Below are 23363 nucleotides of genomic sequence, written 5' to 3' on the forward strand. Positions count from 1 at the left end.
CCGGAGGCAGCCAAGTTAAAGATGCCTCCGGTGGCTAAATTTTTGCCTGATTTTATGTCGATGAGTTTAACAGTTAGGTTTTAAGGATAGATTCAGTTTAATCTGAATCAATGGCGAATGTGATTTCCCCTGAGGAACGAAGGGGAAAGCGCATTCGCAACCTGCTTTCGAGGTGGCACACCTCGCCGCCGGAGGCATTGCTTTTTTGCTTTATTTTTGAGCTGGGTTCGGTATCAGGCTCCTTCCCCTTCCACAGCATACCGAAATGTGGCGTTGGCGTGGATCATGGTTGTGTTTAGGTAGAAAACACCATTGTGATGGAAGGTTTCGCATTGCTCCTTGCCTTCAAAGGCCAGGGGAAGCTCGGTGCATGCCAGGCACACGACGCTTTGCTTTCCAGTCGTCTGATCACAGGACGCACGGACGACCTCATCAATGCGGGCGCTGCCATTGTCGCTTTTGCCTTTGAACAGTTCGGAGATCAGCCCCGTTACCTTGGCTTTCAAGGCCGCTTCAGGCGGGGCGAATCCGTTGACCCCGTGTCGTTTGAGGTAGCCGGGGAAGATCCCGGAGTCCATGGTTGGCTCTGTTCCCAGAATGAGGCAGTCGGACACCCCATGGGCCTTGCATGTTGCGGCCACAGCCTCAAAAATGCTGAGCACCGGGATGCGCAGCCCTTTTGTAATGGCATCAAATCGATTGTGGGGCGTGTTGCTGGCAATGATGGCAAAATCCACGCCGTTGTCTTCAAGCCTTTTCAGCGCCGCATGAAAATAGGCATCGTAGGCCGTCCATGACTCCTCGTCACCAAAGGTGCCTCTCCGGTTGTACGAATAGTTGATATTTACCGATTCAATGCACATCTCCGGCATGGGGGAGGGCCCCGGGAGCCCGGCGTCGGCATGGTATTTCTGGCTCAACTCACAGATGGCTTTGTAGTATTCAACGGTTGCGGGCCAGGCGAGGCCGCCTAAAATGCCGATCTTTTTCATGTTCGGTTCCCTCCGGTTGGTGTGCATGGACGTAACGTCAGAAGAGCGCATCCCCTCGACCTTGGCGCTTTTTTTCAAAAAAACCGCAGTGCGTGATTCCTTACTTCTCAAACAACGGTTTAGCACAGGCGCTGTTCCCGGACAAGGTGAAGAAGGGAGGACCCTCGAAGCAGGCCACGGTATGCTGTGGTGGTGATTGGAGCGTTTTGCCACGGGCTAAAATAAAAGGCTGACGGCAGGCGCGATATGGCACTTGTTCTGATGGCCCGAACGTTGGCAGTACCTCTGTGAATGGTTTAAAATTACAGGGTATTCGACCTGAGATTGCTCCGGTGTTTTGTGCTTTTTATCTTGTGCTCCCAAGGGCATTCATGTTTAATGAACGTATCCATGCCATTGTTTCCCATCCATTTAAATTTCATTGATAAAACCAGTCGGTGCTGAAGGCCTCTGCCGTATCTTTTTATACCGTATCTTCATCGGCAAGCCCGGTGTCCTCTTTTGCTGATTTTCCTCTGTGCTTATTTGATTCCTTTACTGTTCCGGGTTGTGCCACACGTGATGTGTTTTTTCGTGACGCCCAAGGCATTGAATGTCCATACCTAAGGATTGGAGCACGCCATGAAACAACGTAAAATATATCTTATTTTAGTGGCCCTATTCGTGATCCCCCTGCTTTCCTCTGCCGCAGAATTCGACTTGAGCCCCAACCAGCCGGTACACCCCTTTGTGCCGCTGTCCAACAGAGGGCATACCCTGGCTGACATCACCAGCTCAGGGGAGCTGCTGGTGCAGATTATCCTGTCGGGGGACATCAACCATTACGACAGCCTCAGGATCCACGCCGACTATGCCGACCACTTTGCCATTTCCCAGGAGCAGGTGGTGGCCAATTTACCGACATCCAACCTGCATGCCCTTGATACCCTTATTATCCAAGGAAACGACCGGTTGACCGACACGCTTTATCTGATCTCCGAAGCGCCGAGTCCCCGGGTGCCGCTACCGGGGCCCGCATCTCCCTATGAACTCTTTCTGACGTCCCTGCAGATCTCCAATGCCCAGCTGATCATCGATGACCCCCTGGTAAGCGATGACTACGTCAACGGGGTGAGCATTCGTTCCATTGAAAGCATTGTGCTTGATGATGCAACCCTCAAGGTGTCCCATATACCCACCAGGGGAATCATTAAATTCCCCCGTGCTGCAACCATCACCGCCTCGAGCGGCCAGAACACCATCAACGCGGAGCTCAAATCGAGTAATTCTCTGACGGTTCGCATCCTGCAAGGCGCGTCTCTGACCCTGGACAACGCCACCAGTATTTTCAGCAGCAGCTCGTCGCAGCTCCTTATGGACCCGGGGAGCCGTCTCGATCTTGCCAATTCAGAACTGGAGTTGTTTTCCTATGTGTCACAACCGTCTCAGATCACCGGCGCCACCCTTTCACTTAAAGGCTCTTACGGCTCCGGGTCTCCAGTGGACCTGAACCATTCGCACCTGAGCACAGGCCCTCTTCAGGTGACGAATTCGACCATCCATTTGAACAACAACACCTACCTGCGTTCCTATATCCACAGCGGGGTATCCCCTGCCAACGGATCGTTTACCTTTCAGGGGAACAACACGGTACATTTCGGCGACGGCGCCTTTTTGTCGGCGTCCTATGACGACACAGACCTGGTGAACGGCACCCTCATCGTGGACGGAGGCACCACGGTTTTTCAACGCAGCTTTACCGGGGTTCCTGCCACCCATCCCGCCCTGAAGGTCTCTCGCCTGAACCTGATCAACCAGGCCGATGTCACCATTGACGGTGTTCACGGGCTGGATACCCTGGATTCTCTGGACATCAGGGATTCAACGCTCTCGTATTACAACAGCATCGAGGCGGACCAATTGACCTCCTTTGCCATGCATGACGGCAGGCTTGTGACAAGCCCCATGCGGTTTACCTCACAGCAGTTCACCCTAAGCAACAGCGATGTGGTGTTGCGTCACCAGCAGGGGGATGCGCTGTCGTCCCTTGATTTCGCCGGTGCTGCAGCCGGGGCGCCCTTTCAGGCCACGGGGAAAAACGAATTTCATCTCCGGGTCCTGCCCGGTGGCCAGCCCATTGCACCGGGGTTCAATCAATACAACGACTCCGTGGCCTTTACGGATGTAAACATCACGGGGACGCTCGCTTTGTCCCTGACCCTTGAGGCCCTGCAGGCAGGCCTTGGTGCCGATGCCTATGCGTCGGGGGGAGCAGCCGCCGACGGGCGTTATGATATGGTATTTTTTGTCACCAGCACCACGGATGGCGATGCCATTGGGGCCACCCTGGGCGGCAGCATGCCTGCCCTGCTCACGGCCAGGCAGACAGCCACGCCTTCAGCAGACGGCAAGGTGACGGTGAAGCTGGAGACGCAGCCATACACCACCCTTCTCTCTCACCCGGGCGTGACGACCCCCAATCAGAAAAACGGGATGCAGCTGATGGTCAACAGCGCCACTACCGGGAATGCCCAGAACCAGGCCGCGCTGAATATGCTGACCAACGACCAGGTGGGGGGCCATGCAGACTTTATCCACGCGGAACCCTACTCGTCGTACATGACGGTCTCTTTGGAGCAAATCGATATGATTATCGGTACGGTGATGCGGCATGGGTTTCTTGAGCGCTCAGCAGGGGAAACCATGGGTCGCGATGGGTTGCCGCAACCGGAAAAGGGGATCTGGTTTGACGCAGGCCACGTGGACGGAAACGTGGACGGTGATGAGCACCTTGGCAATTTTGATTATACCCTCACTGGGTTCACCGTGGGCGGGACCCTTGCCCGTATTGGCGACGGGTTTCTGGGGGGCTATTTTTCCTATGGCCTCCAGGAGATGGACGAGCACGATTCTCTTACGGAGAGCTTTGACAGCTCCGTGTATCATCTTGGAGCATATCTCCTGCTCCCGGAACAGAACGGATGGCTCTTTGATGTGCTCCTGGGGTACAGCTATGGGGATCATGACTCCAAGCGGTACGTGATGGTGGGACACACGGAGACGGTGCCCGAGGCAAGCTACTCCAGCCACAGCGTCTATACGTCCATCAGCGCTAAAAAACAGGTGTTTGCCAATGAGGTTCTGGCGCTTTTCCCGGAGCTGGGGCTCAGTTATATTTACTATGATCAGGAGTCGTTCACCGAAAGCGGCGATTCGAACCTCAGCCTTGCCGTTGATGATGCCGATGCCCAGGCCATTGTGGCCTCTGTGGGGTTGAACATGCAGTTTGCAGGGCTTCCGTTTGCTCCGAGGGTGTTTCCCCTCTCCTTTATTCGCTACGAGCATGATGTTTACGCAAACAGCAACGAGGCCCACGACATCGACGCCTCCCTTGTCTCTCACCCGGAATTCACCCAGGCCTTTGAAGGCCAGAACCGGGGCAGTGACATCATGACTGTGGGCATCGGCCTGGGAAGTTCTCTTTCAAGCCGTGTGCAGGCACGGGGCGGCGTGCTTTACTCTCTCAATGCCCATGGGGATGAGTGGGGGGCAGGGGTCAATCTTTCCTATGCGTGGTGATGGTGCAGATGAGCCCGTCTCCTTGTTGAAAAAGAACAGAATTTACAAAAGTCCGACAACACGGTAAAGAGCTGATCGCCATCCCCGCATTGGCATATTGTGGCCACGGGGCGCTGGCCCGGCTCTCCTTGCAGGATGTGTTGTATGAATGATTACCTGATCATGGCCCTTTTCTGGGGCCTCGGCGGCCTTGTGAACGGCATCGCCGGTTTTGGCTGCGCCCTTGTGGCCACCCCCCTTGCCACCCAGTTCATCGAGCTTCCCATAGCGATCCCCGCCGGAACCATCATCGGCCTTGCCATGAACATGCAGATGGGGCTTACCTTTCGCAAATATGCAGACTGGGACCGGCTGCGACCGCTGATATTCGGCGCCTTTCCCGGTGCCCTCACCGGCGTGACCCTCATGAAAAAACTCCCCGGCGATACCCTGAAACTCGCCATGGGGATTTTCCTTATCACCTACGCCCTCTGGGGCCTCTTTTTCGAAGGCGCCTCGCGGCGCGTGGTCTCCAAATACTGGGGCGTCCTTGCGGGCTTCTCCTCGTCGGCCATCGGAACCTCCTTCGGCATGGGCGGACCCCCCACCATTGTCTATACCTCCCTGACCGGCTGGCGGCAGGAGCAGATCAAGGCAGGCATCGGCAGCTTTTTCATGTGTGCAGGCATCATCATGATCACGGCCCAGACCCTGGCAGGCCTCCAGAGCACCGCCTCCGTCACCCTTGCCATGGTGGCGGTTCCCTCTGCCGTCTCCGGGGGCTGGATCGGCATTCGCATCTCCCGGCTCATCGGAGACTTTTCCTACCGGAAGATCCTCTTCTCCCTCCTGGGGGCCATGGGGTGTATGATCCTGTACAAAGCGACAATGGTGCTTTTGTAAGGCCATGCCTTCCACAGTCAACATCAGAAAAAAAGGCCTCCGGCGGACCTGCCGGAGGCATATTTTTGGCTTTGACTCTGAGCCCTCTTGCCCCTGTCGTTCATCCGACTTTAATCATAGAAGGCCTGTTTTTGTAGGTTTTACTTTTGCGCCGGTCCTAAGGCGATACGGACGTTCTGGGAGTTTTTATGAAACAGGTGATTCTGGTTGCTGTGGTGATGTGTGTTTTGTCCCCCTTTGCCGTGGGCTATTGCCGGGAAAACAGCCCGGCTCTTGAATTTATATATGGAAACGGCCATGCCTTTACCGTAAGGACGCCTGAGGGCTGGGTATCGGACAGCCCCTCTGCCCGGGCGTTCGACCTCCTGTCTTTTTTCTGTCCTGCCCATGCCGTGACCAAGACCGAGACCTATCTCTATGCCCAGGCCTGGGACAAAGCAGACCGGTCCCAGACAATTCAAGACTTTATTGAGTCAGATCTAAACGATTTTAAAAACCAGCAACACAGCCTGTCCTTCACCAGGAAAAAATCGGCCATAAAGCCTCCGTGCACTGCCTCATGGCATTACACTTTTTCAGGCATTGACGGGGGGTACAGAGAGGATATCGTGTACATGGAGACGGAGCACTCCTTTGCTGTGCTGGTGTATTCGTCAAACAGCAAAGCAAACTACGACAGGTACATGCCTGTGTTCGACGGGTTTGTGAGGTCGTTTCACTTCAGGGATGCCCAAGAATAAGGGGTGGTGTAACAATAAACACATTGATTGTGTATGGGGTTTGGAAAAAAGGGGCTTTCAGGATACATGGGTATCTTTTTCACGGTCTCTTCGGGTTAACGCTTTGATCAAGGCAACGTGTACAGGATAGCGATGAAAGAATTTCCAATAGAACACATGAATGCACGAATGCGGTATCATGATTTACCAGGCAACGAGACACCGATTCTTTTTATTCACGGGTTGGGTTGCGCCTCGTCCCTTGATTATCCCCAGGTTTCGTCAATGCCCCACCTGGCAGGTCACAGACGCATTTTGATCGATCTGTTGGGAACTGGGTACAGCGATAGGCCGGACCACTTTGGCTACTCCCTTAATGATCATGTGGATTACCTTGAAGCGTTTGTTCGTTTTTTGGATGTGGACCGGTTTATTGTCTTTGGACACAGCATGGGTGGGGCCATAGCGATTTCCCTTGCAGCCAGGTGCGGGAAACAACTCAAAGGGATCATACTCAGTGAGGCCAACCTGGATTCAGGAGGAGGCTACTACAGCAAAAAAATCGCATCGTATGGTGAAGAGGAGTATGTTGCTGGAGGGCATGCTGAAATGATCCGGGAAAACAAGGGCTCACCCAATGAAAACTGGACGGCCAGTCTATTGGTGAGTTCTCCTGAAGCTGTTTACAGGGAATCAAGGTGCCTGGTGGAGGGACAAAACCCGAGCTGGCGTCAGTTGCTGTACTCCCTTGAAGCCCCGAAAACGTATATTTTCGGTGAAAAATCGCTTCCCGACCCAGACGTCGAGACCTTGAAAAAAGAACAGATCCATATTGAAATCGTAGAGGATGCCGGGCACTCAATGGCCTGGGATAATCCCAAAGGACTGGCCGCCGCCATAAAAAGAGGCATCGACCGAATAACGGACTGAGTGCTGTTTGTGCAGAGGCCCGGAAAGAAGAAGCAGGAAAATAAACATGGAATATGATCAGATTATCGCGTTTCTCAAAGAAGTTGAAACCTTCAAGACCTGTGAACGAACATGCCGCACGACCCGTACAGAGCGCCCTGAAAGCGATGCCGAGCACTCGTGGCACCTGGCCCTGTTTCTCATGCTCATTGAAAACGAGCTCGAAGGTGTCGATCGCATGAAACTCCTCCAGTTGGCCCTGATCCATGATCTCCCGGAGATTTACGCGGGGGACACGAACCCGTACAGGGGCAACACCGATGACAAGGAAGAAAACGAGAAAAAAGCAGCCAAAAAGCTCTTTTCCAAGCTGCCTGCAGCACTTGAAACCAAACTGTCCGGCCTGTTCGCCGAGTACATGGCCCAGGAGACCGCAGAGGCAAAAGTCGTCAAATCCGCAGACAAGCTGATGCCTCTGATCCAGAACCTGTGCACCAACAAGACCCACTCCTCCTACAGGAAACTGTCGGTGACCCATGAAGAAGTGAAAGCGTACATGGGCCCGTATTTTCAATCCGGGGGCATGTTGAAAGCCTTCTATGATAAGCTGCTCACGGAAGCACGGGAAGACGGTGTGTTCCATGGTGGGAAAGAAAATCAGTTAAGCTCAGGAAAATAGAGTAGATAAAGATGTGTATGGTATTTTACTGATTGATGCCGGGGGTGAATCTTATGAGTGGGTTGAGGGTTGAGGGCTGAGGGTTGAGGGTTAACTTTTAGTTAAGATTCGGGTGTTTGTGACGTTTTTAAAAAGGGTGAATTGCTTTTTTATACCTTGCCAAAGTCTATAATATATGCAATTTGTAGGTGTCGTTTGGCCTTGTAGAAAAGAAAAAGGACGGCGAGGGCTGCCACCCCATATCCGTCCTTTTCTTTCAACCAAACAAGGCCATCAAGGCAGATAGCCCGAATGATAGATTCACAACTCTCATTTAAAGGTCTGTCTGCCCCTTGTCAACCTTTAACCGAGAGGTATTTAATGAAGTTGCTCTTATTTATGGTTGTTGCGAAGGAATTTCTTGTTGCATTGACCAATGCTTTGGATTTACTTTTCCATGTAATCCCCCTTTTTATGTAACCCAAATGGGGTAGCCTTTTTTTTACTGAGACTGCCCCTCCAACCGACCGCTGTTCTACCTGCTTTCTCCTCATACTTGGGTGTTCCCTACCTCACATAAATCCTCTCATTTTGAAAAATGTAAACGCGATACATACCACCTGTATGAGGCACCTCAAACAACCCATTGCCCATTTTAAAAACGTTACACCACTGGGAAGAAGAATGTGATTCCGGTTTTCATTCATAAGATCCCTTGACACAGTTTGCTTCCCCAGTTATTAAGCAGTATAAAATTTTAATGTCTGTTGTTCCTAACTTTTAATTAATTAAAGAACGGTCCTGGTCAAATACGAAATTGGTTTCTTGTTAATGTCGATTTAGTTGCTCTATTAATGATAATAAACAGACAGTTGTGTGTTTGATTAAAGTGTGGTCGCTCTCACATCATTTACAATGGAGAAGCATGAAGAAAAGTATTCTCGCAATTGCCATTTTTCTTAGTTTATTTTTATCAGCTTGCTCAACAACCTTACCGATAAATTATGTTCCAGCGTCTTCAATAAATGGTGATGGAGAAATATCGGTGGGTACAATTCATTATATTCCTTATGAGCAAGGTAAAGTTGCTGAAAACCAGTTCCAGCAAGCAGAAGGCTCTTTGGGGTTTATATATCTATCTGATCCAGTGACTGATCTAATTAAAACTGCCGTGCGTAAAGAATTAATCGCAGGAGGTTTCACTGTAGATGATAATTCGGATTTTGTTATCGAAGCTGATGTTACGAAATTTTTATACGATTGGATTGGCTTTGTAGAAGTAGATTTTTACTTAAATATTAATTTTCAAATCCGCAACAAGTCCGGAGAAGTTTTATTTGCACATAATACGGCCGCACATCAAAAAGCCCCTAAAACAATGGCGCAAGACACAGAAGCTGTTCGAGCAGCTATTTCGAAGTGTATAGATGAATTTTTTCTGGAAGCACATTCAAAGCAATGGCTTTGATATTTAATTGTATCAATAGGTGATAGCAGGCGTTTACGTGTTGTGGTTAAGCCCGCACCCACTTATATTGAATGATCCAAGAATCAAACACAGTATCATTTAAAATTCTGTTAGTTTTAACCCGCTCCGGATAGATTTCTGTAGCGGGTTTTTTTATGTCGCTTCTGTATCAGGATAGTTGTCATTTCCTATGAAGCTGTATAAAGCAAATCGGGGCAGGTTTGCAAAACCAGCATATAGAGCAGAGCTCATTCAACATATGTTGCCGCCGGAGGCATGGTTTTTTTTGTATGTTTTATTCTTGCGTGGGCCCCAGAGAGCCGCTGCCCTGCTGTACCTTTTCCGTTATAGGATGACGTTTGTGAGAAATTGTATGGACAGCTCAAGGGCCTGACATGTTATGGGCCCGCAGAGGTGAGGCGGGTTATCGGGGTGAAATCCTTCGGGTCTCAGGACGCTGCATTGCAGGCTGGCAAAGCGTTTCTCAAAAGCGGTGGAAAAGCGGTTGCACTGATCAGAGATCTCAGAGTCCGGGATACTGTGTTTTCTTCCCCAGATACCTATAAACATGAGGGTGCCGGAGACCAGCCCGCAGAGAGCGCCGTGTTTAGCGGCACCGGGCAGTCCAATGGCGGAGCTGATCACCTGCTCATCAAGGGGGATCTCAAACACTTCCGCCAGTATTTTTAGCGTTGTCGTTGTATAGTTGAAATCGTCTTTTCAGTAATACGTGTTGACTCGGTCTTTCACAAATGTGTCTGTTATCATGGTTCGATTCGAATGGTGTGTGTCGTTATCAGGCTGTCATGGCCAACCTTTCTGTGGGGTGGCGATTTTTTTCTATTTTTTTACCGAACCATGTATCATAAGAGAAGCCGTTTTTAGCAGCATGGAACAATGGCTGGGATTGCCAATCTTACTCCTCTCCTTTACTCGTGAAGCTTCTGGAAATTTTATGGTTCTAATGCATGGAGATGAAACCGCTTTTGTCCTTCTTTTTTTCCGAAACAGGCAAAAAGCACATCAGGTTCAGAGCCGGGACAACAATCATGACAAAAATAAGAAAGACATCCCTGTCACTCCACGGAGAAGAGAGCTGCGTTAACATCAGAATCGCGATGAAAAATTGAATGGTGTTTGCGATCAGTGCGAAAATAGTCATTTTTTCCCTCCCGTTGAAATTGTGACGATGTTTGCTTCGTGAAAAGGGGTGCTTCCTGGGGCTGGAACATGCATACATGCCCTGGCCGTCTCAGTCATCTCCCTCCTCCTATGTCAATTCCATAATCAGGTGAGCTGTGCCGTATTCAAAGGGTCGATATGGAGCGGTAGCCGGATCGCCATGCTTTGAAAGTAAATACTATTTGATTTGATCTCAGTTATTGGAATGAGACCACAGTTTGTAAGGCAAAGCAAGCGTGGAACGGCGTGTTTTTGGTCGGGGGGCAGAATAATCTGAGTGGATATGGGAACGGGGTGGCGTTTTCAGCAGCAAATGGAGCCATATCCCGCTAGTCCACCAGATGACGTGGCGTTTACTCTGATACAGGTGTCATTGAGGTGAAAGGGGCGTGGTGGGGGGGCGATGATGGTCATGTCCCTGTGACATGTTGGGCGTGCTTACGTATCTCCATGGCGATCATTACGGATAAGCCTTTGTTGTTTCAGGAACGAAGGCGGATTAGACTTTTTAGCCCCCGGCAGGGTCGCCGGAGGCTTTTTTGTTGGAAAAATTATTTTTGCAGCAACTCCCGTAACACCATGGGCAGGATGCCGCCGTGGCGGTAGGTTTCCACCTCCTTGGCCGTGTCCAGGCGAACCTTGACGCCGAAGAGGATGGCCTGGCCGCTTTCTTTCTGGGCGCGGACCGAGAGGGTGCCCCCGGCTTCCAGGGTGTCCAGGCCTGAGAGGGAGAAGGATTCGGTGCCGTTCAGGTTGAGGGTACGGGCGGACTCGTCTGCCAGGAACTCCAGAGGGAGAACGCCCATGCCCACGAGGTTGCTGCGGTGGATGCGCTCAAAGGATTGGGCGATGACGGCCCTGACGCCCAGGAGGAGGCTGCCTTTGGCGGCCCAGTCCCGGCTGGAGCCGGTGCCGTACTCGGTCCCGGCCAGGATGACTAAGGGCGTGTGGCGTTTTTCGTATGCCTGGGCGGCATCGAAGATGAAGGCTTCGTCGTGTTCGGGAAAGAGGGTGGTGTAGGCCCCTTCCCTGCCGTGGGCCAACTCGTTTTTGATGCGGATGTTGCCGAAGGTGCCGCGCATCATGACTTCGTGGTTTCCCCTGCGCGAGCCGTAGGAGTTGTACTGGTCCGGGGGCACCCCCTTGCCGGTGAGATAAGCCCCTGCCGGGTAGGCTGGGGGGATGGCCCCTGCCGGGGAGATGTGGTCGGTGGTGACCGAATCCCCGAGTTTGGCCAGGACTCGCGCACCGGTGATGGTGTCCGGGGTGGGGAGCGCCAGGGAGAAATCATCGAAGAAGGGGGGCTTGCGGATGTAGGTGGAGTCCGTGTCCCAGTCAAAGGTGAGGCCAGCGCCCGAGGCAATGGCCTGCCAGTGCTCGTCCCCATCGTAGAGGGAGGCGTAGGTGGCGGTGAAGGTATCGGGGGTGATGCACCGGTTGACGACCGCCTCGATCTCTTCCCGGGAGGGCCAGAGGTCGGCCATGAAGATTTCCTTGCCTTCGGGGGTACAGCCGATGTGCTCGTGCATGAAATCGATGTCGGTGCGCCCGGCAAGGGCAAAGAGCACCACGAGCATGGGGGAGGCCAGGAAATTGCTGCGCACCTTCTGGTGGACGCGTGCCTCAAAGTTCCGGTTGCCCGAGAGCACGGCGGCCACGTTGAGGTTTTCCTCTTCAACCACGTGGGCCACCTCCGGGGGCAAGGGGCCGCTGTTGCCGATGCAGGTGGTGCAGCCGAAGCCCGCCAGGTGGAACCCAAGCTGCTCCAGGGGAGCCAAGAGGCCCGCATCTTCAAGGTATTTCACCACGGCCCTGGATCCCGGGGCCAGGGAGGTTTTGACAAAGGGCGGTACCGAGAGCCCGAATGCCGCGGCGTTTTTGGCGATGAGGCCTGCCCCAAGCATCACATGGGGGTTGGAGGTGTTGGTGCAGGAGGTGATGGCCGCGATGACCACGGAGCCGTCCTCCACGCGGCAGAGGGTGCCGCCCATGGAGATGCTCCGGCCCTTTTTACGACCGTCGAAGGCGGCCTCCATGGCGGGTTTGAGCTTTGGCAGCGGAATCCGGTCCTGGGGGCGGGAGGGACCTGCCACAGAGGGCGTGATGGCCGAGAGGTCGAGCTCGATGATGCGGTTGTAGGAGGGCTCTGATGCGGGGTCGTGGAAGAGCGCGGTCTCTTTGGTGTAGGCCTCGGCAAACCGGGCGGCATCGTCCCTGCCCGTGGCTTTGAGGTAGCCCAGGGTCACCTCGTCCACGGGGAAGAGGCCCACGGTGGCCCCGTTTTCAGGGGTCATGTTGGCGATGGTGGCCCGGTCCGGCAGGGAGAGTTCGGACAAGGAGGGGCCGAAGTACTCCACGAACTGCTCCACCACCACCTCCCGGCGAAGCCGCTCGGTGATAAATAGCACCACGTCCGTTGCCGTCACCCCTTTGGCAGGGGCACCGCAGATGCGCACCCCGGTGACGCTGGGCAGGCGCATGGACAGGGGTTGTCCCATCATCACGGCCTCGGCCTCGATGCCGCCCACACCCCAGCCCAGGGTGCCCAGGGCGTTGATCATGGGGGTGTGGGAGTCGGTGCCCACCAGGGAATCGAGGAAGGCCCAGGCCCGCCCGTCCCGGGTTGCGGTGGCTGCCACCGTGCCCAGCTTTTCCAGGTTGATCTGATGGCAGATGCCGGAGTTGGGGGGCACGATCTTCAGGTTGTCAAAGCTCTTTTGAGCCCATTTCAAAAAGGCATAGCGCTCCCGGTTGCGGTCGAACTCTAAGCCCACGTTTTTTTCAAGGGCCCCTTTCATGCCGAAAAAATCCACCTGCACCGAGTGGTCGATGATCAGGTCCACGGGCACCTCGGGGTTGACCCGTTCCGCCGGAAACCCGGCCTTAACGGCGGCGTCCCGCATGGCGGCCAAATCGCAGAGGGCGGGGACGCCCGTGAAATCCTGCATCAGAACCCGGGCCGGGTAAAAGCTGATGCCCACGGCGGAAAACCCTTCGGCACGCCAGGAGAGGAGCCGGGTGAGGTTCTCCGGGGCAAGGCGTCCCCAGAGGATGTTGCGCACCATGTTCTCCGCCAGGATTTTCAGGGAATAGGGAAGCCGGGAAGGGGTTGCGCTGTAGACCCCGGCAAGGCCATCCACATGCACAGCGGCGTAAGGACGGCCGTCCACAACCACGTCTTGGATCAGGGAGTCCAGGGAGATCACAGGTTGCCTCCTTGCATTATCGTTTGTCCATGGGGACAAGGGTGCAGCCTTCGGGGCCGCAGTAGGTGCCGATGTATTCGGATTCCGGGCGGTAGAGAACGGGCTTGTGGGCCTCGTCGGCGAACTGCTCTTCGATGATGTGAGCGCCCCATCCGGCCACGCGGCTCATGGCGAACACAGGAGTGAAGAGATCGTGGGGCAGACCCATGGTGTGGTAGAGGGAGGCACTGTAGAAGTCCACGTTGGGGAAGATCTCCATGCCTTTCTTCTCTTTGAACAGGGCCTTGCCCACCCGCTCCAGCTCTTCGGTCATTTCATACCAGTGGGTGTCCCCGACCCGCTCGCCCACCTCTTTGCTCATGGGGCGCAGGATATCCACCCGGGGGTCTCCGTTTTTGTAGACGGCGTGGCCCAGGCCCATGACAAGTTCGCCTTTTTCCAGTTTTTCCTCCACAAAGGGCCGGATGTTTTCCTTGCTGCCAATGGCTTTAAGCATCTCCATCACCCGTGTGTTGGCTCCGCCGTGGAGCTCTCCGGAGAGGGAGCCGATGGCCGCGGACACCGCGGCGTACATATGGGCCCGGGTGGAGGCCACCTCGCGGGCGGCGAAGGTGGAGGCGTTGAAGGCGTGTTCTGCGTGCAGGATAAGGGCCCGGTCAAAGAGTTCGGCCACGCGGCGGTCCGGCCGCTTGCCCGTGATCATGTAAAAGAAGTTTTCGGCCATGGAGAGGCCCGGCACCGGATCGATGGGCGCCAGCCTCTGGCGGATGCGGGTCCAGGCCGCCACCACCGTGGGGAGCTTGGCGATGAGGCTCATGGCCCGGTTGCGGGCCAGGGGGAGGCTGTTTTCGGGGAGGGTGTCGTCGTGGTGTGCCAGGAGGGCGACGCAGGCCTGGAGGATGTCCATGGGGGGGGTGGTCACCGGCCGTGTCTGCATGGCGCAGATGAGGTTGGGGGGCAGGGTCCGGTTCCTCTCCAGCTGGTTGGAGAAGTTTACCAGCTCATGGATGTCGGGCATCTTGTCATACAGGAGCATATGAGCCACTTCGGCGAAGGTGGCCTCCATGGCCAGGTCCTGGATGAGGAAGCCGCGGTAGACGAGACGGCTGTTGGCGCCGTCCACGTCGCAGATTTTGGTGCTGGCAATAACCACACCGCGAAGGCCGATGTTCTTGATGCTGCTGTCCATGGGGTCCTCCTTGTTAGGCGTCGGGTCGTGTTGACATGGGGTCGGGATCGGGGCCGGGTGCGGCCATATCCGCCCGGGCAAAAACGTCACGGAGTGCCGCGGGAGGCACAGGGGGGAACGGATTGAACAAAACACTCCGGAGGCGCCACCGTGCAACAAAAAAGGGCCCGGGTTCGGGCGATGCGAGCAAGCAGGCAGAAACGCAGGAGAGATGGGTGGAAGCTCCGCAAGAAGTTGATATGAAAGGTGTTTTTATGACGGTTGTGCGGCGGCTTGGAATACTTAATTAAACATGAAATTCCTGATAACCACAAGGTTAAAAAAACGTAACCGCCTTGCGTGGCTGTCAAAAAGAGAGTATATTTAGCGGTAACAATTCCATGTCACGGGCCTGGTGCGGGGATCCACCTCTGCAGGGGCCCTCTTCCCTTGCGGGGCGGCCTTTTCCCCTGGTCCGGTTTCCATCTTCTTGCCTTGCGTCTCGACCCCGGCCCTTCCCGCTTCCTTGAAATCAAGACCGTAACCGTCTCACCACGATTTGTGTCACGAATCGTCAATCAGCCTTACAGAAAAGACCCCACGGGAAAAGCCGATGAAACGAGAGATCTACAGCAGCCAGCGCGGGAACGACGGGACCAGCGGCATGCTCCGCATTATCAAGGAGATCGCCTTTTCAGACGACCCGAGGGATTTCGGGTACATGGCCGATAACGTTCCCTGCCAGCATGCCTGCCCCGCCGCCACCAACGTGCCCGGGTATATCCGGTGCATCACCGAGAACCGCTACGGACGATCCTATGAATTGAACCGGGTCTACAACATCCTGCCAGCCACCCTGGGCAGGATCTGTTCCCGGCCCTGCGAGGCGGCCTGCCGCCACGGGGAAGACGACCTGGGGGATCCGGTGAATATCTGCCACCTGAAGCGGTCGGCAGCCGATTTGAAACCGGCCATGCACCGCATCAAAGAGGACCTGTACGCCCCGTCCGGCAAGAGCGTGGCCGTCATCGGATCCGGCCCTGCGGGCATCGGCGCGGCCCACGATCTGGCTGTCTACGGGCACAACGTGACCCTTTATGAGAGCATGCCCGAAGCAGGCGGGATGCTGCGCTACGGGATTCCGGCGTTTCGGCTTCCCCGGGATATCCTGGACCTGGAGATCGAAAACGTCCTGAGACTGGGTGTGGCGCTCCAGACCCGGGTGCTGGTGGGCCACGACATTGTCCTGAAAGACCTCCTTAAAAAGCACGACGCCGTGATCACCACCGTGGGTTGCATGGAACCCAATCGCCTTGGGGTGGAAGGAGAGGAGATGGAGGGGGTGATCTCCGGCCTGGATTACATGGTGCGCACCAACCTCGGTCAGGACGTGGAGACGGGCAAGCGGGTCATTGTTGTGGGGGACGGCTTCACGGCCATGGACTGTGCCCGCACCTCCCTTCGCATGGGGGCGGAAAGCGTGCGCATCAATATCCTGGCCACCGAAGAGCACATGCCCGTGGACGACCATGAGATCCGCGAGGTCAAGGTAGAGGGTGGGCGCATCTACAGCCTGGTGAGCACCCACCGAATCCTGGGCACTGGGGGCCGGGTGGAGGGCATTGAGTTCCTGCGAACCCGCCTGGAAGACACGCCGGACGGCAAGGGCCGCATCGCCGTGCCCATCGAGAACTCCGAGTTTGTCATGGAAGCGGACACCATCATCAGCGCCATCGGCCAGCACCCCCGGGTGGACCTGGGCCAGCCCCTTGAAATGGACGGGCAGCGCATCGGAGTCAAGGCAGGCCGCTTTCTCACCTCCGTGGACCGACTCTACGCAGCCGGGGATTGCGTCACCGGTGCCTCCAACGTTATTTCCGCCCTGGCCGCCGGGCGCCATGCCGCCCATGAGGTGGACGAGCTCTTTGCCGGGCGTAGGAGAAAGGCCCTTCTGGTGCGGTTTGAACCGGCGGAACAGACCGACCGGGAGCGGGAGTACGATTTTATCAAGCCGGTGCCCATGCCCACCCTGCCCGTTGAGGAACGTTTTGAGGAGGCGGACAACGAGGTGGAGAAGGGCTACGGCGAGGCCGAGGCCGTCAAGGAGTCGTTGCGCTGCTACCTCTGCAGCCTGAAGTACGAGATCGATGTCTCCCGGTGTATCTACTGCTCCATGTGCATCGACGTGGCCCCCAGGGACTGCATCAAGATGATCACAAGCGTTGCCGAGAACCCGGACGGAAGTTACGGGGAGTACAACGAAACCGGCAACTGGAACGATGTGGTGGCCATCGCCATCGACAACAAGCGGTGTATCCGGTGCGGGAAGTGCTACGAGGTCTGTCCCATGGACTGCATAACCATAACCAAAACCGAGCTGGTGGAAGTGGACAGGGAGGAGTGATGCCCAAGGACGACCATTACGTCATCATAGGAAACGGCCCGGCGGGTAACAGCGCGGCCGATACCCTGCGCCGGGAAGACCCCGAGGCCAGGATCACCATCATCTCCGATGAGAAGCCCCTGTACTATTACAAGCACCGGGTGCCCCTCTACACCGTGGGAGGCTGCGAGGCCGAGGACCTCGTGATTCGTCCCTACCGCGGCTATCAGGAGAAGCATATCCGCCTGCGCCTGGGCCAGCGCGTGGAGAAGGTGGATCCGGCCGAAAAGGTTGTCTACCTCCGGCACATGGAAAAGGTGCATTTTACCAAGCTCATCCTGGCCGTGGGGGCCTCGGCCCGAAGGCTCCCCACACACGCCGGGTTTGCCGACCACCTTCACTGCCTGGCCGGTTTCGATGACGCCCGGAGCGTCCGAGACGCCATGGAAAAGGCCTCCAGCCTTGCTGTTCTGGGCGGGGACCTTACCAGCATGGGCTTTGCCCGGGAGGCGCGAAAAGCCGGCAAAGAGGTGGTGTTTGTCCTCTACAGCAGCCTCTTCTGGCCCGTGAGCCTCAAGGACGAGATTCAGAAAAGCGTGACCAAGCGCCTTACCTCCCTTGGGGTGACGGTCATCACCGATGCCGAGCCCGTCACAGACGTGCGGCCCGAAGGGGAGGGGTTTACCCTTACCCTGCCCGACGGTGCTGAGCTCTCGGCGGACCTGGTCTTCTCCTTCTTCGGCTCCGTACCCAACATCCGGTTTCTCGTGGGCAGCGGCATCAACACGGAAAAAGGGGTGCTGGTGGATCACCTCATGCGCACCAACCACGAAGACGTCTATGCCTGCGGGGACTGCGCCCAGATCTACAACCCGGATCTCAAGGATTACTGGGTTTCCGTGGGCTGGGGCAATGCCGAGGCACAAGGGGAGATCACCGCCATGAACCTTCTGGGCCGGGAAAAGATCATCGACTATCAGCCCAAGGAGATCTTTGAGATGGACGGGGTTACCATCCGCACCTCCTGGTGGAAATCCTTCGCATAACCGGGTTCGCAAATGCTTCCGGCCTTCGTTCCTCAGGCCGATCACATTCGCTGACGGGCTACGCCCGTGATGGGCGGTGTGGGGTATTCCCCCCCCATGTGTCGAAGGGAGCTTTATGGTTAAAAACCAATCATGAAAAACAAAGGCGAATGTGATTTTCCCCGAGGGACGAGGGGGAAAGCGCATTCGTAACTTGCTTTCAAGGTGGCACACCTTGCCGCCGAAGGCAGATAATTTTTTGTGCTGCATGTTCAATACAGGAGAGCGAACACGATGACGACCAGCGTTGATATTGTGATTGAGATCTGTGGCAGCGCAGGGGAGGGGACCATCTCCGCAGGCGAGGTGATGACCCGCTTCATGAGCAGCGAGGGCTACGACATTGTCTCCTTTGATTCGTTTCCTTCGGAGATCAGGGGGTTCGGTAAGTGCGTGGCCCACTTTCGCGTCAGCACGGACAAGGTGCTTTCGCCGGGGAAATACACGGACGTGCTTGTGGCCCTGAACGACGCCCACGCCATCACCCAGCTGGGCGGGCTTCGGAAAAACGGGGTGCTGATCTACGACAGCAAGCCCCCGGTCTGCCACGAAGAGGACAAGAGCATCGCCGGGTGGGCCGAGCCGGGCATGACCGCCTACGGCATCCCCATGCTGGAGCTTGCCAACAAGGCAGCAGGCAACGCCAAGGGGCGGAACATGGTGGCCATCGGCGCGGTGGCCGCCCTTTTCGGCATCGACGCCGAGGCCATGAAGGCCTTTATCGAGGCTCGTTACAAGGGCAAGAAGCAGGTGATCATCGACAGCAACCTCGCCTCCTTTTCCCTGGGCTATGAGTGGACGGCAAGCCATGTGGCCAAAGAAGATCCCTACACCTTCAAAGGCGCGGCCACGGTTCCCCCGGAGGGTGAGCAGGTGATCATGAACGGCAACGAGGCCGTGGCCATGGCCGCCATGGACAGCGGGCTCCGTCTCTATGCCGGGTATCCCATTACCCCGGCCACCAAGATCATGGAGATCCTGAGCAAGCGCCTGGGGGAATCCGGTGGGGTGATGCTCCAGACCGAGGATGAGATCTCGGCCGCGGGCAACGTGGTGGGGGCAGGTTTTTCCGGGAAGCGGGCCATGACGGCCACCTCCGGCCCGGGGTTTGCCCTCATGGGGGAGATGATCAACCTGGCGGTGATGGCCGAGGTGCCCGCCGTTATCGTCAACTCCCAGCGGGGCGGGCCCAGCACCGGGCTTCCCACCAAGATGGAGCAGAGCGATCTGTCCGCTGCGGTGTGGGGCGGCACCGGGGACTCGCCCCGGGTGGTCTTTGCCCCCCGGGACGTCATGGACTGTTACGCCATGACCTGCCTGGCGTTTTATGCTGCCGAGAAGTACCAGACCCCGGTGGTGATTCTCCTTGATTTTTATCTTTCCAACAGCATCCGCAACATTCCCAAGCCCGATCCCCCCGGGGAGGCCATGCTGTCCGCCAACGTGTTTCCGCCGGACGAGGCCCTGGACGATTACGAGCGCTTCAAGGTGACCGACAGCGGCATCTCTCCCAGGACCCTGCCGGGCATGCCCTACGGGATGTTCGTGGCCACCGGCCTGGAGCACAACACCCACGGCAAGCCTGTCTACGACGGGGAGAACCACCTGACCATGACCGAGAAGCGGTTCAGGAAGCTCAAGACCCTTCAGGACGAGCTGCCTGCCGTGATGGAGTCCGGCACCGAAGGGGAGGTGGACATCGGCATCCTTTCCTGGGGATCTTCCTCCGGGGCCGCGGAAGAGGCCGTGAGAAGGGCCGGGAAAAAGGGGCACCGCATCGCTTCCTTCCACTCTTCGGTTATCTATCCCCTGCCTGAAGAGGCCTTGAAAGCCTTCAGCAACCGCTGCAAAACCCTGGTGGTGGCAGAACTCAACCACACCGGTCAGTACGCCAACCTCGTGGCACCTGTCATCAACCGGCAGGTGCACCGTTTAAACCTCATCTCCGGCCTTCCCATGGCGTCCGAGGATATTCTGGAGTTTATCGGGAAATTTAAGTTCTAACCCGGATAGTTTATGAGAATACGGTTTGATTAATTCAATAGCCTGTTATTAAAAGTGGTTACTGAGCTGGGCGTTCGAATACTGCTCACCAAAGACCTGTTTGTCAAACTTTTCAAAAGTTTGGCCCCCGGCAGGGCCGCCGGAGGCGCTTTTGGACCAAAGACGGAGTTGCCATGACCTACATCAGCGACGCCCTGGTAAAAGTCCGGGGAGAGGGGTTTCTTGACTATCGTACCCGTGAGCTGCCCACCTGGTGTCCGGGGTGCGGATATTTCGGCATTGCCCATGCTCTCTTGCAGGTGGTGGGGGAGCTGGGCCTTCGCAATGAAGAGATGTGCGTGGTCAGCGGCATCGGCTGCGCCGGGCGGTTTCCCATTTTCATGAAGGTGTACGGTTTCCACACCCTCCACGGGCGGGCTGTTCCCATCGCCAGCGGCGTAAAGCTGGCCTCCCCGGATCTCACGGTCTTTACCGTGGGCGGGGACGGGGATATCCTGGGCATCGGGGGCGGCCATCTGCCCCACATCGCCCGGAAGAACATCGATGTCACCCTGTTTCTCTTCGACAACTCCATCTACGGCCTCACCAAGGGGCAGTCGTCTCCCACCACCCCCATGGGAAACGTCACCGGCTCCCATCCCCGGGGCAACCCGGACACCCCCTTAAACCCCGTGGCCCTGGCCCTTTCCTACGGCGCCTCCTTTGTGGCCCGGGGCTTTGCCGGGGATGTGGAGGGCATGAAGCAGATCATGCACCAGGGGATCCGGCACAAGGGGTTCAGTTTTCTGCACCTTGTCTCTCCGTGCGTCACCTTTGACAAGGAGAACTACACCTGGAAGCGCCTCTCGAAGCTGGCCCTTCCCCTGCCCCACACCCACGACCCCGACGACCACGAAGCCGCCCTGCGCCTGGCCCGGGACGAGCGCCTCATGACCGGGATTTTTTATCAGGATGCCCTGCGGCCTTCCTACATCGACCACCTCGAAGCGCAACGCACGGGAAAGTAAGGGGCCGTAGCAAAAAGCTTCCGTAACAGCTTTCGGATACAACAAATCAGCCCATGATCCCGGTTCGGATCATGGGCTGTTTTTGTGTGTCGGGAATCAGGGGGGAAAGGGGTCACATGGAGGTGATGATGTCGTCGATGAACTCCTCGATGGGCATGGCCGGAAGGGTCATGGTTTTGACGGTGCCCAGGGCGTCAAGCTCCGTGGTGATGCGGAAGATGGATTTTTCGTCCTTGGCCTTGATGATGGTAAGAAAGTCCCAGGGCCCCAGCAGGGCAAACTGGTCCACGAGGATGCCGCCACGGTTTTCAATGGCCTGGGCCGAGAGCTTCATGCCGGCCGGGTCATTCTGGATGGCCTTTTTGCCCTCTTCGGTCAATTCCGTCAGGATGATAAAGGTTTTCATCGGCTCACCTCCGTTTCGACGTTGATGGTTGGGTTGTCCGACAGGCGGTGCGGGGGGACATGCCTGACGGGGGTGATGTGGTGCGGTTATGTCGTGTGGTGTGTGGTGGGTAGTCTGTGGTTAACTATACCTTTGAACAAGGATTTGTGTCAAACGCCGTGTTCCTGATTAACTGACGTTATGCGTCTTCTTTTCGGGCGGGTTTTTATTGTTAGGCCGCCAAACATATTGTGTGATACATGCGTATTCGGTATGAAAATGGGATCACAACATTTTATCGACCCCGGAGGGTATCATGGTTCTCGAGTTTGCGAAAATGGAAGGTATTGGAAACGACTTTGTCCTGCTGGACGACATGGACGGGGCCCTGGGCGCCATGGGGTACCCTGAGCTTGCACGAAAGCTCTGCGACCGGCGGTTCGGCGTGGGGGCCGACGGCATTATTATGGCCCTTCCCTCGGAGACCTGCGACATCGGGTTTCGTATCTTCAACTCCGACGGGTCCGAGGCGGAGATGTGCGGCAACGGGATGCGCTGCTTTGCCGCCTTTGTCAACGACAGGGGGCTCCTTTCCGGGACCCGCTTCACCGTGGAGACCAAGGCCGGGACCATTGTCCCCGAGATCATCGAGGCAACGCAAAACGGCGTGACCCGGGTGTGCGTGGATATGGGCGAGCCCATTCTCTTCCCGCCAAAGATTCCCTTTGATGTGGACGGCGATCGGGCCGTGTCCGTTCCCGTCACCGCCGACGGCCGAGAGTACGCCGTGACAGCCGTCTCCATGGGCAATCCCCATGCCGTCATTGTGGTGGGCCGCCTCACCGGAGACGAACCCACAGAGTTCGGCCCTTCCCTTGAGGTCCACCCATTGTTCCCTGAAAAGACCAACGTGGAGTTCGTGGAGGTGGTGTCGCCTTCCGAGGTGAAGATGCGTGTCTGGGAGCGTGGGGCTGGAGAGACCCTGGCCTGCGGAACCGGCGCCTGTGCCACGGCCGTGGCAACCCACCTTCTGGGCCTGACGGGCCGCGAGGTGACCGTGGGGCTCAAGGGCGGCGATCTGGCCATTGCCTGGAACGAGGCCGACAACCATATTTTAAAGACCGGTCCGGCCAGGCTGGTGTATGAAGGGCGCGTTCGCCTGTGATGTGGACAATGGGCTTGGAAGGCCGGAATGGCGTGTGCCGAGCCCTTGATTGCCCCGGTGCTTCCAAGGAGGCGACCACCGGGTGGGAGGTGCGTGATGAGTCGGTTGACCCCTTATGACGAGGCTCAGGCCCTGGTGGCTGCCGTTCGGGTCCATGAGTTTACGAAAAAAACGTCCCCCTCTTTTAAAGAGGTGGCCGAGATCCTCGGCATGACCACGGACTGGGTCTCCCGGGTGTGCACGGAGCTTTCGGACAAGGGCATTATTGCCCTGGTGGAGGGCCCTTTTCAGACCACCTGCATTGTGGTGGAGGATCATCTTGCCGTGGAAGCTCTTCCTAAGAAAGTGCGGGAGAACCGCATGGAAGAGGAGCTGAAAAAATTTAAGGAGAAGACCGCCGGGATCTACGAGCAGAAGGTCAAGGCCATCCAGGAAGAGCAGAAGAAGAAAGAAAAAGACCTGTTCGACGACATCGCAGAAAAATTCAAACGCGAGCTGGATTCTTAAGGCCCCTTGCATTCATTGTGCAACGGGAGGCTTCTTCCCCTGTCATGTTTACGCCCCGGTCTCTCGGAGAGGCCGGGGTTTTTTT

The 23363-nt window shown here is 56.4% G+C and carries 18 protein-coding genes; 12 read left to right on the forward strand and 6 right to left on the reverse strand.

Annotated elements, in window-relative coordinates:
- Window positions 1-233: 233 nt before the first annotated feature.
- Window positions 234-992, reverse strand: coding sequence for an aspartate/glutamate racemase family protein (locus MSL71_RS17385; RefSeq protein ID WP_180142758.1), 759 nt, complete (start codon window positions 990-992; stop codon window positions 234-236).
- Window positions 993-1613: 621 nt separating this feature from the next.
- Between MSL71_RS17385 and MSL71_RS17390 the strand changes: the two genes are divergently transcribed.
- From MSL71_RS17390 to MSL71_RS17415, 6 genes are all read left to right on the forward strand, one after another.
- Window positions 1614-4550 carry an autotransporter family protein gene (locus MSL71_RS17390; protein WP_180142760.1) on the forward strand — a complete coding sequence of 979 codons (2937 nt, stop codon included), beginning with the start codon at window positions 1614-1616 and terminating at the stop codon, window positions 4548-4550.
- A gap of 144 nt (window positions 4551-4694) precedes the next feature.
- Window positions 4695-5432: a sulfite exporter TauE/SafE family protein gene (locus MSL71_RS17395; RefSeq protein ID WP_180142762.1), complete on the forward strand. Its 738-nt coding sequence runs from the start codon at window positions 4695-4697 to the stop codon at window positions 5430-5432.
- Between the two features lie 188 nt (window positions 5433-5620).
- Complete coding sequence (locus MSL71_RS17400) at window positions 5621-6172, forward strand: hypothetical protein (RefSeq protein WP_180142764.1); 552 nt, start codon at window positions 5621-5623, stop codon at window positions 6170-6172.
- Window positions 6173-6304: 132 nt separating this feature from the next.
- Window positions 6305-7081 (forward strand): alpha/beta fold hydrolase, encoded by a 777-nt coding sequence (locus MSL71_RS17405; RefSeq protein ID WP_180142766.1) that lies wholly within the window; start codon window positions 6305-6307, stop codon window positions 7079-7081.
- 46 nt (window positions 7082-7127) lie between these two features.
- The gene (locus MSL71_RS17410) at window positions 7128-7739 is read left to right on the forward strand and encodes an HD domain-containing protein (protein WP_180142769.1); all 612 of its coding nucleotides are present in this window, start codon (window positions 7128-7130) and stop codon (window positions 7737-7739) included.
- Window positions 7740-8643: 904 nt separating this feature from the next.
- A complete protein-coding gene (locus tag MSL71_RS17415; protein ID WP_180142771.1) occupies window positions 8644-9186 on the forward strand; it encodes a YajG family lipoprotein in 543 nt (180 codons plus the stop codon).
- A gap of 345 nt (window positions 9187-9531) precedes the next feature.
- Here MSL71_RS17415 and MSL71_RS26965 read toward each other — a convergent pair whose 3' ends face one another.
- The 4 genes from MSL71_RS26965 to MSL71_RS17435 form a co-directional block, all read right to left on the reverse strand.
- The gene (locus MSL71_RS26965; protein ID WP_425484438.1) at window positions 9532-9870 is read right to left on the reverse strand and encodes a C-GCAxxG-C-C family (seleno)protein; all 339 of its coding nucleotides are present in this window, start codon (window positions 9868-9870) and stop codon (window positions 9532-9534) included.
- A 277-nt stretch (window positions 9871-10147) separates the two neighbouring features.
- Entirely contained in the window at window positions 10148-10348 is a 201-nt protein-coding gene (locus tag MSL71_RS17425; protein ID WP_180142773.1) for a hypothetical protein, read from the reverse strand.
- 571 nt (window positions 10349-10919) lie between these two features.
- The gene (gene acnA / locus MSL71_RS17430) at window positions 10920-13574 is read right to left on the reverse strand and encodes an aconitate hydratase AcnA (RefSeq protein WP_180142775.1); all 2655 of its coding nucleotides are present in this window, start codon (window positions 13572-13574) and stop codon (window positions 10920-10922) included.
- Window positions 13575-13590: 16 nt separating this feature from the next.
- Window positions 13591-14763, reverse strand: coding sequence for a citrate/2-methylcitrate synthase (locus tag MSL71_RS17435; RefSeq protein WP_180142777.1), 1173 nt, complete (start codon window positions 14761-14763; stop codon window positions 13591-13593).
- 592 nt (window positions 14764-15355) lie between these two features.
- Here MSL71_RS17435 and MSL71_RS17440 point away from each other — a divergent pair.
- The 4 genes from MSL71_RS17440 to MSL71_RS17455 all read left to right on the forward strand — a co-directional run bounded on the left by MSL71_RS17440 (window position 15356) and on the right by MSL71_RS17455 (window position 21221).
- A complete protein-coding gene (locus MSL71_RS17440) occupies window positions 15356-17146 on the forward strand; it encodes an FAD-dependent oxidoreductase (RefSeq protein ID WP_218951068.1) in 1791 nt (596 codons plus the stop codon).
- The gene (locus tag MSL71_RS17445) at window positions 17146-18171 is read left to right on the forward strand and encodes an NAD(P)/FAD-dependent oxidoreductase (RefSeq protein ID WP_180142779.1); all 1026 of its coding nucleotides are present in this window, start codon (window positions 17146-17148) and stop codon (window positions 18169-18171) included. The genes MSL71_RS17440 and MSL71_RS17445 overlap by 1 nt, the downstream gene beginning before the upstream one ends.
- Window positions 18172-18444: 273 nt before the next feature.
- Window positions 18445-20214, forward strand: coding sequence for a 2-oxoacid:acceptor oxidoreductase subunit alpha (locus MSL71_RS17450; RefSeq protein ID WP_180142781.1), 1770 nt, complete (start codon window positions 18445-18447; stop codon window positions 20212-20214).
- 173 nt (window positions 20215-20387) lie between these two features.
- Complete coding sequence (locus MSL71_RS17455; protein ID WP_180142783.1) at window positions 20388-21221, forward strand: thiamine pyrophosphate-dependent enzyme; 834 nt, start codon at window positions 20388-20390, stop codon at window positions 21219-21221.
- Window positions 21222-21333: 112 nt separating this feature from the next.
- Here the strand turns inward: MSL71_RS17455 and MSL71_RS17460 are convergent, their stop codons facing one another.
- Window positions 21334-21627, reverse strand: a complete 294-nt coding sequence (locus MSL71_RS17460) for a GYD domain-containing protein (RefSeq protein WP_180142785.1) — start codon at window positions 21625-21627, stop codon at window positions 21334-21336.
- A gap of 295 nt (window positions 21628-21922) precedes the next feature.
- On the opposite strand from MSL71_RS17460, the gene dapF reads away from it, so the two are divergent.
- Complete coding sequence (gene dapF / locus MSL71_RS17465; protein ID WP_180142787.1) at window positions 21923-22771, forward strand: diaminopimelate epimerase; 849 nt, start codon at window positions 21923-21925, stop codon at window positions 22769-22771.
- Window positions 22772-22867: 96 nt separating this feature from the next.
- The gene (locus MSL71_RS17470) at window positions 22868-23278 is read left to right on the forward strand and encodes a hypothetical protein (RefSeq protein WP_180142789.1); all 411 of its coding nucleotides are present in this window, start codon (window positions 22868-22870) and stop codon (window positions 23276-23278) included.
- The last annotated feature ends 85 nt before the right edge of the window (window positions 23279-23363 follow it).

Source organism: Desulfoluna butyratoxydans (assembly GCF_900699765.1).
Taxonomy (GTDB): Bacteria; Desulfobacterota; Desulfobacteria; order Desulfobacterales; family Desulfolunaceae; genus Desulfoluna; species Desulfoluna butyratoxydans.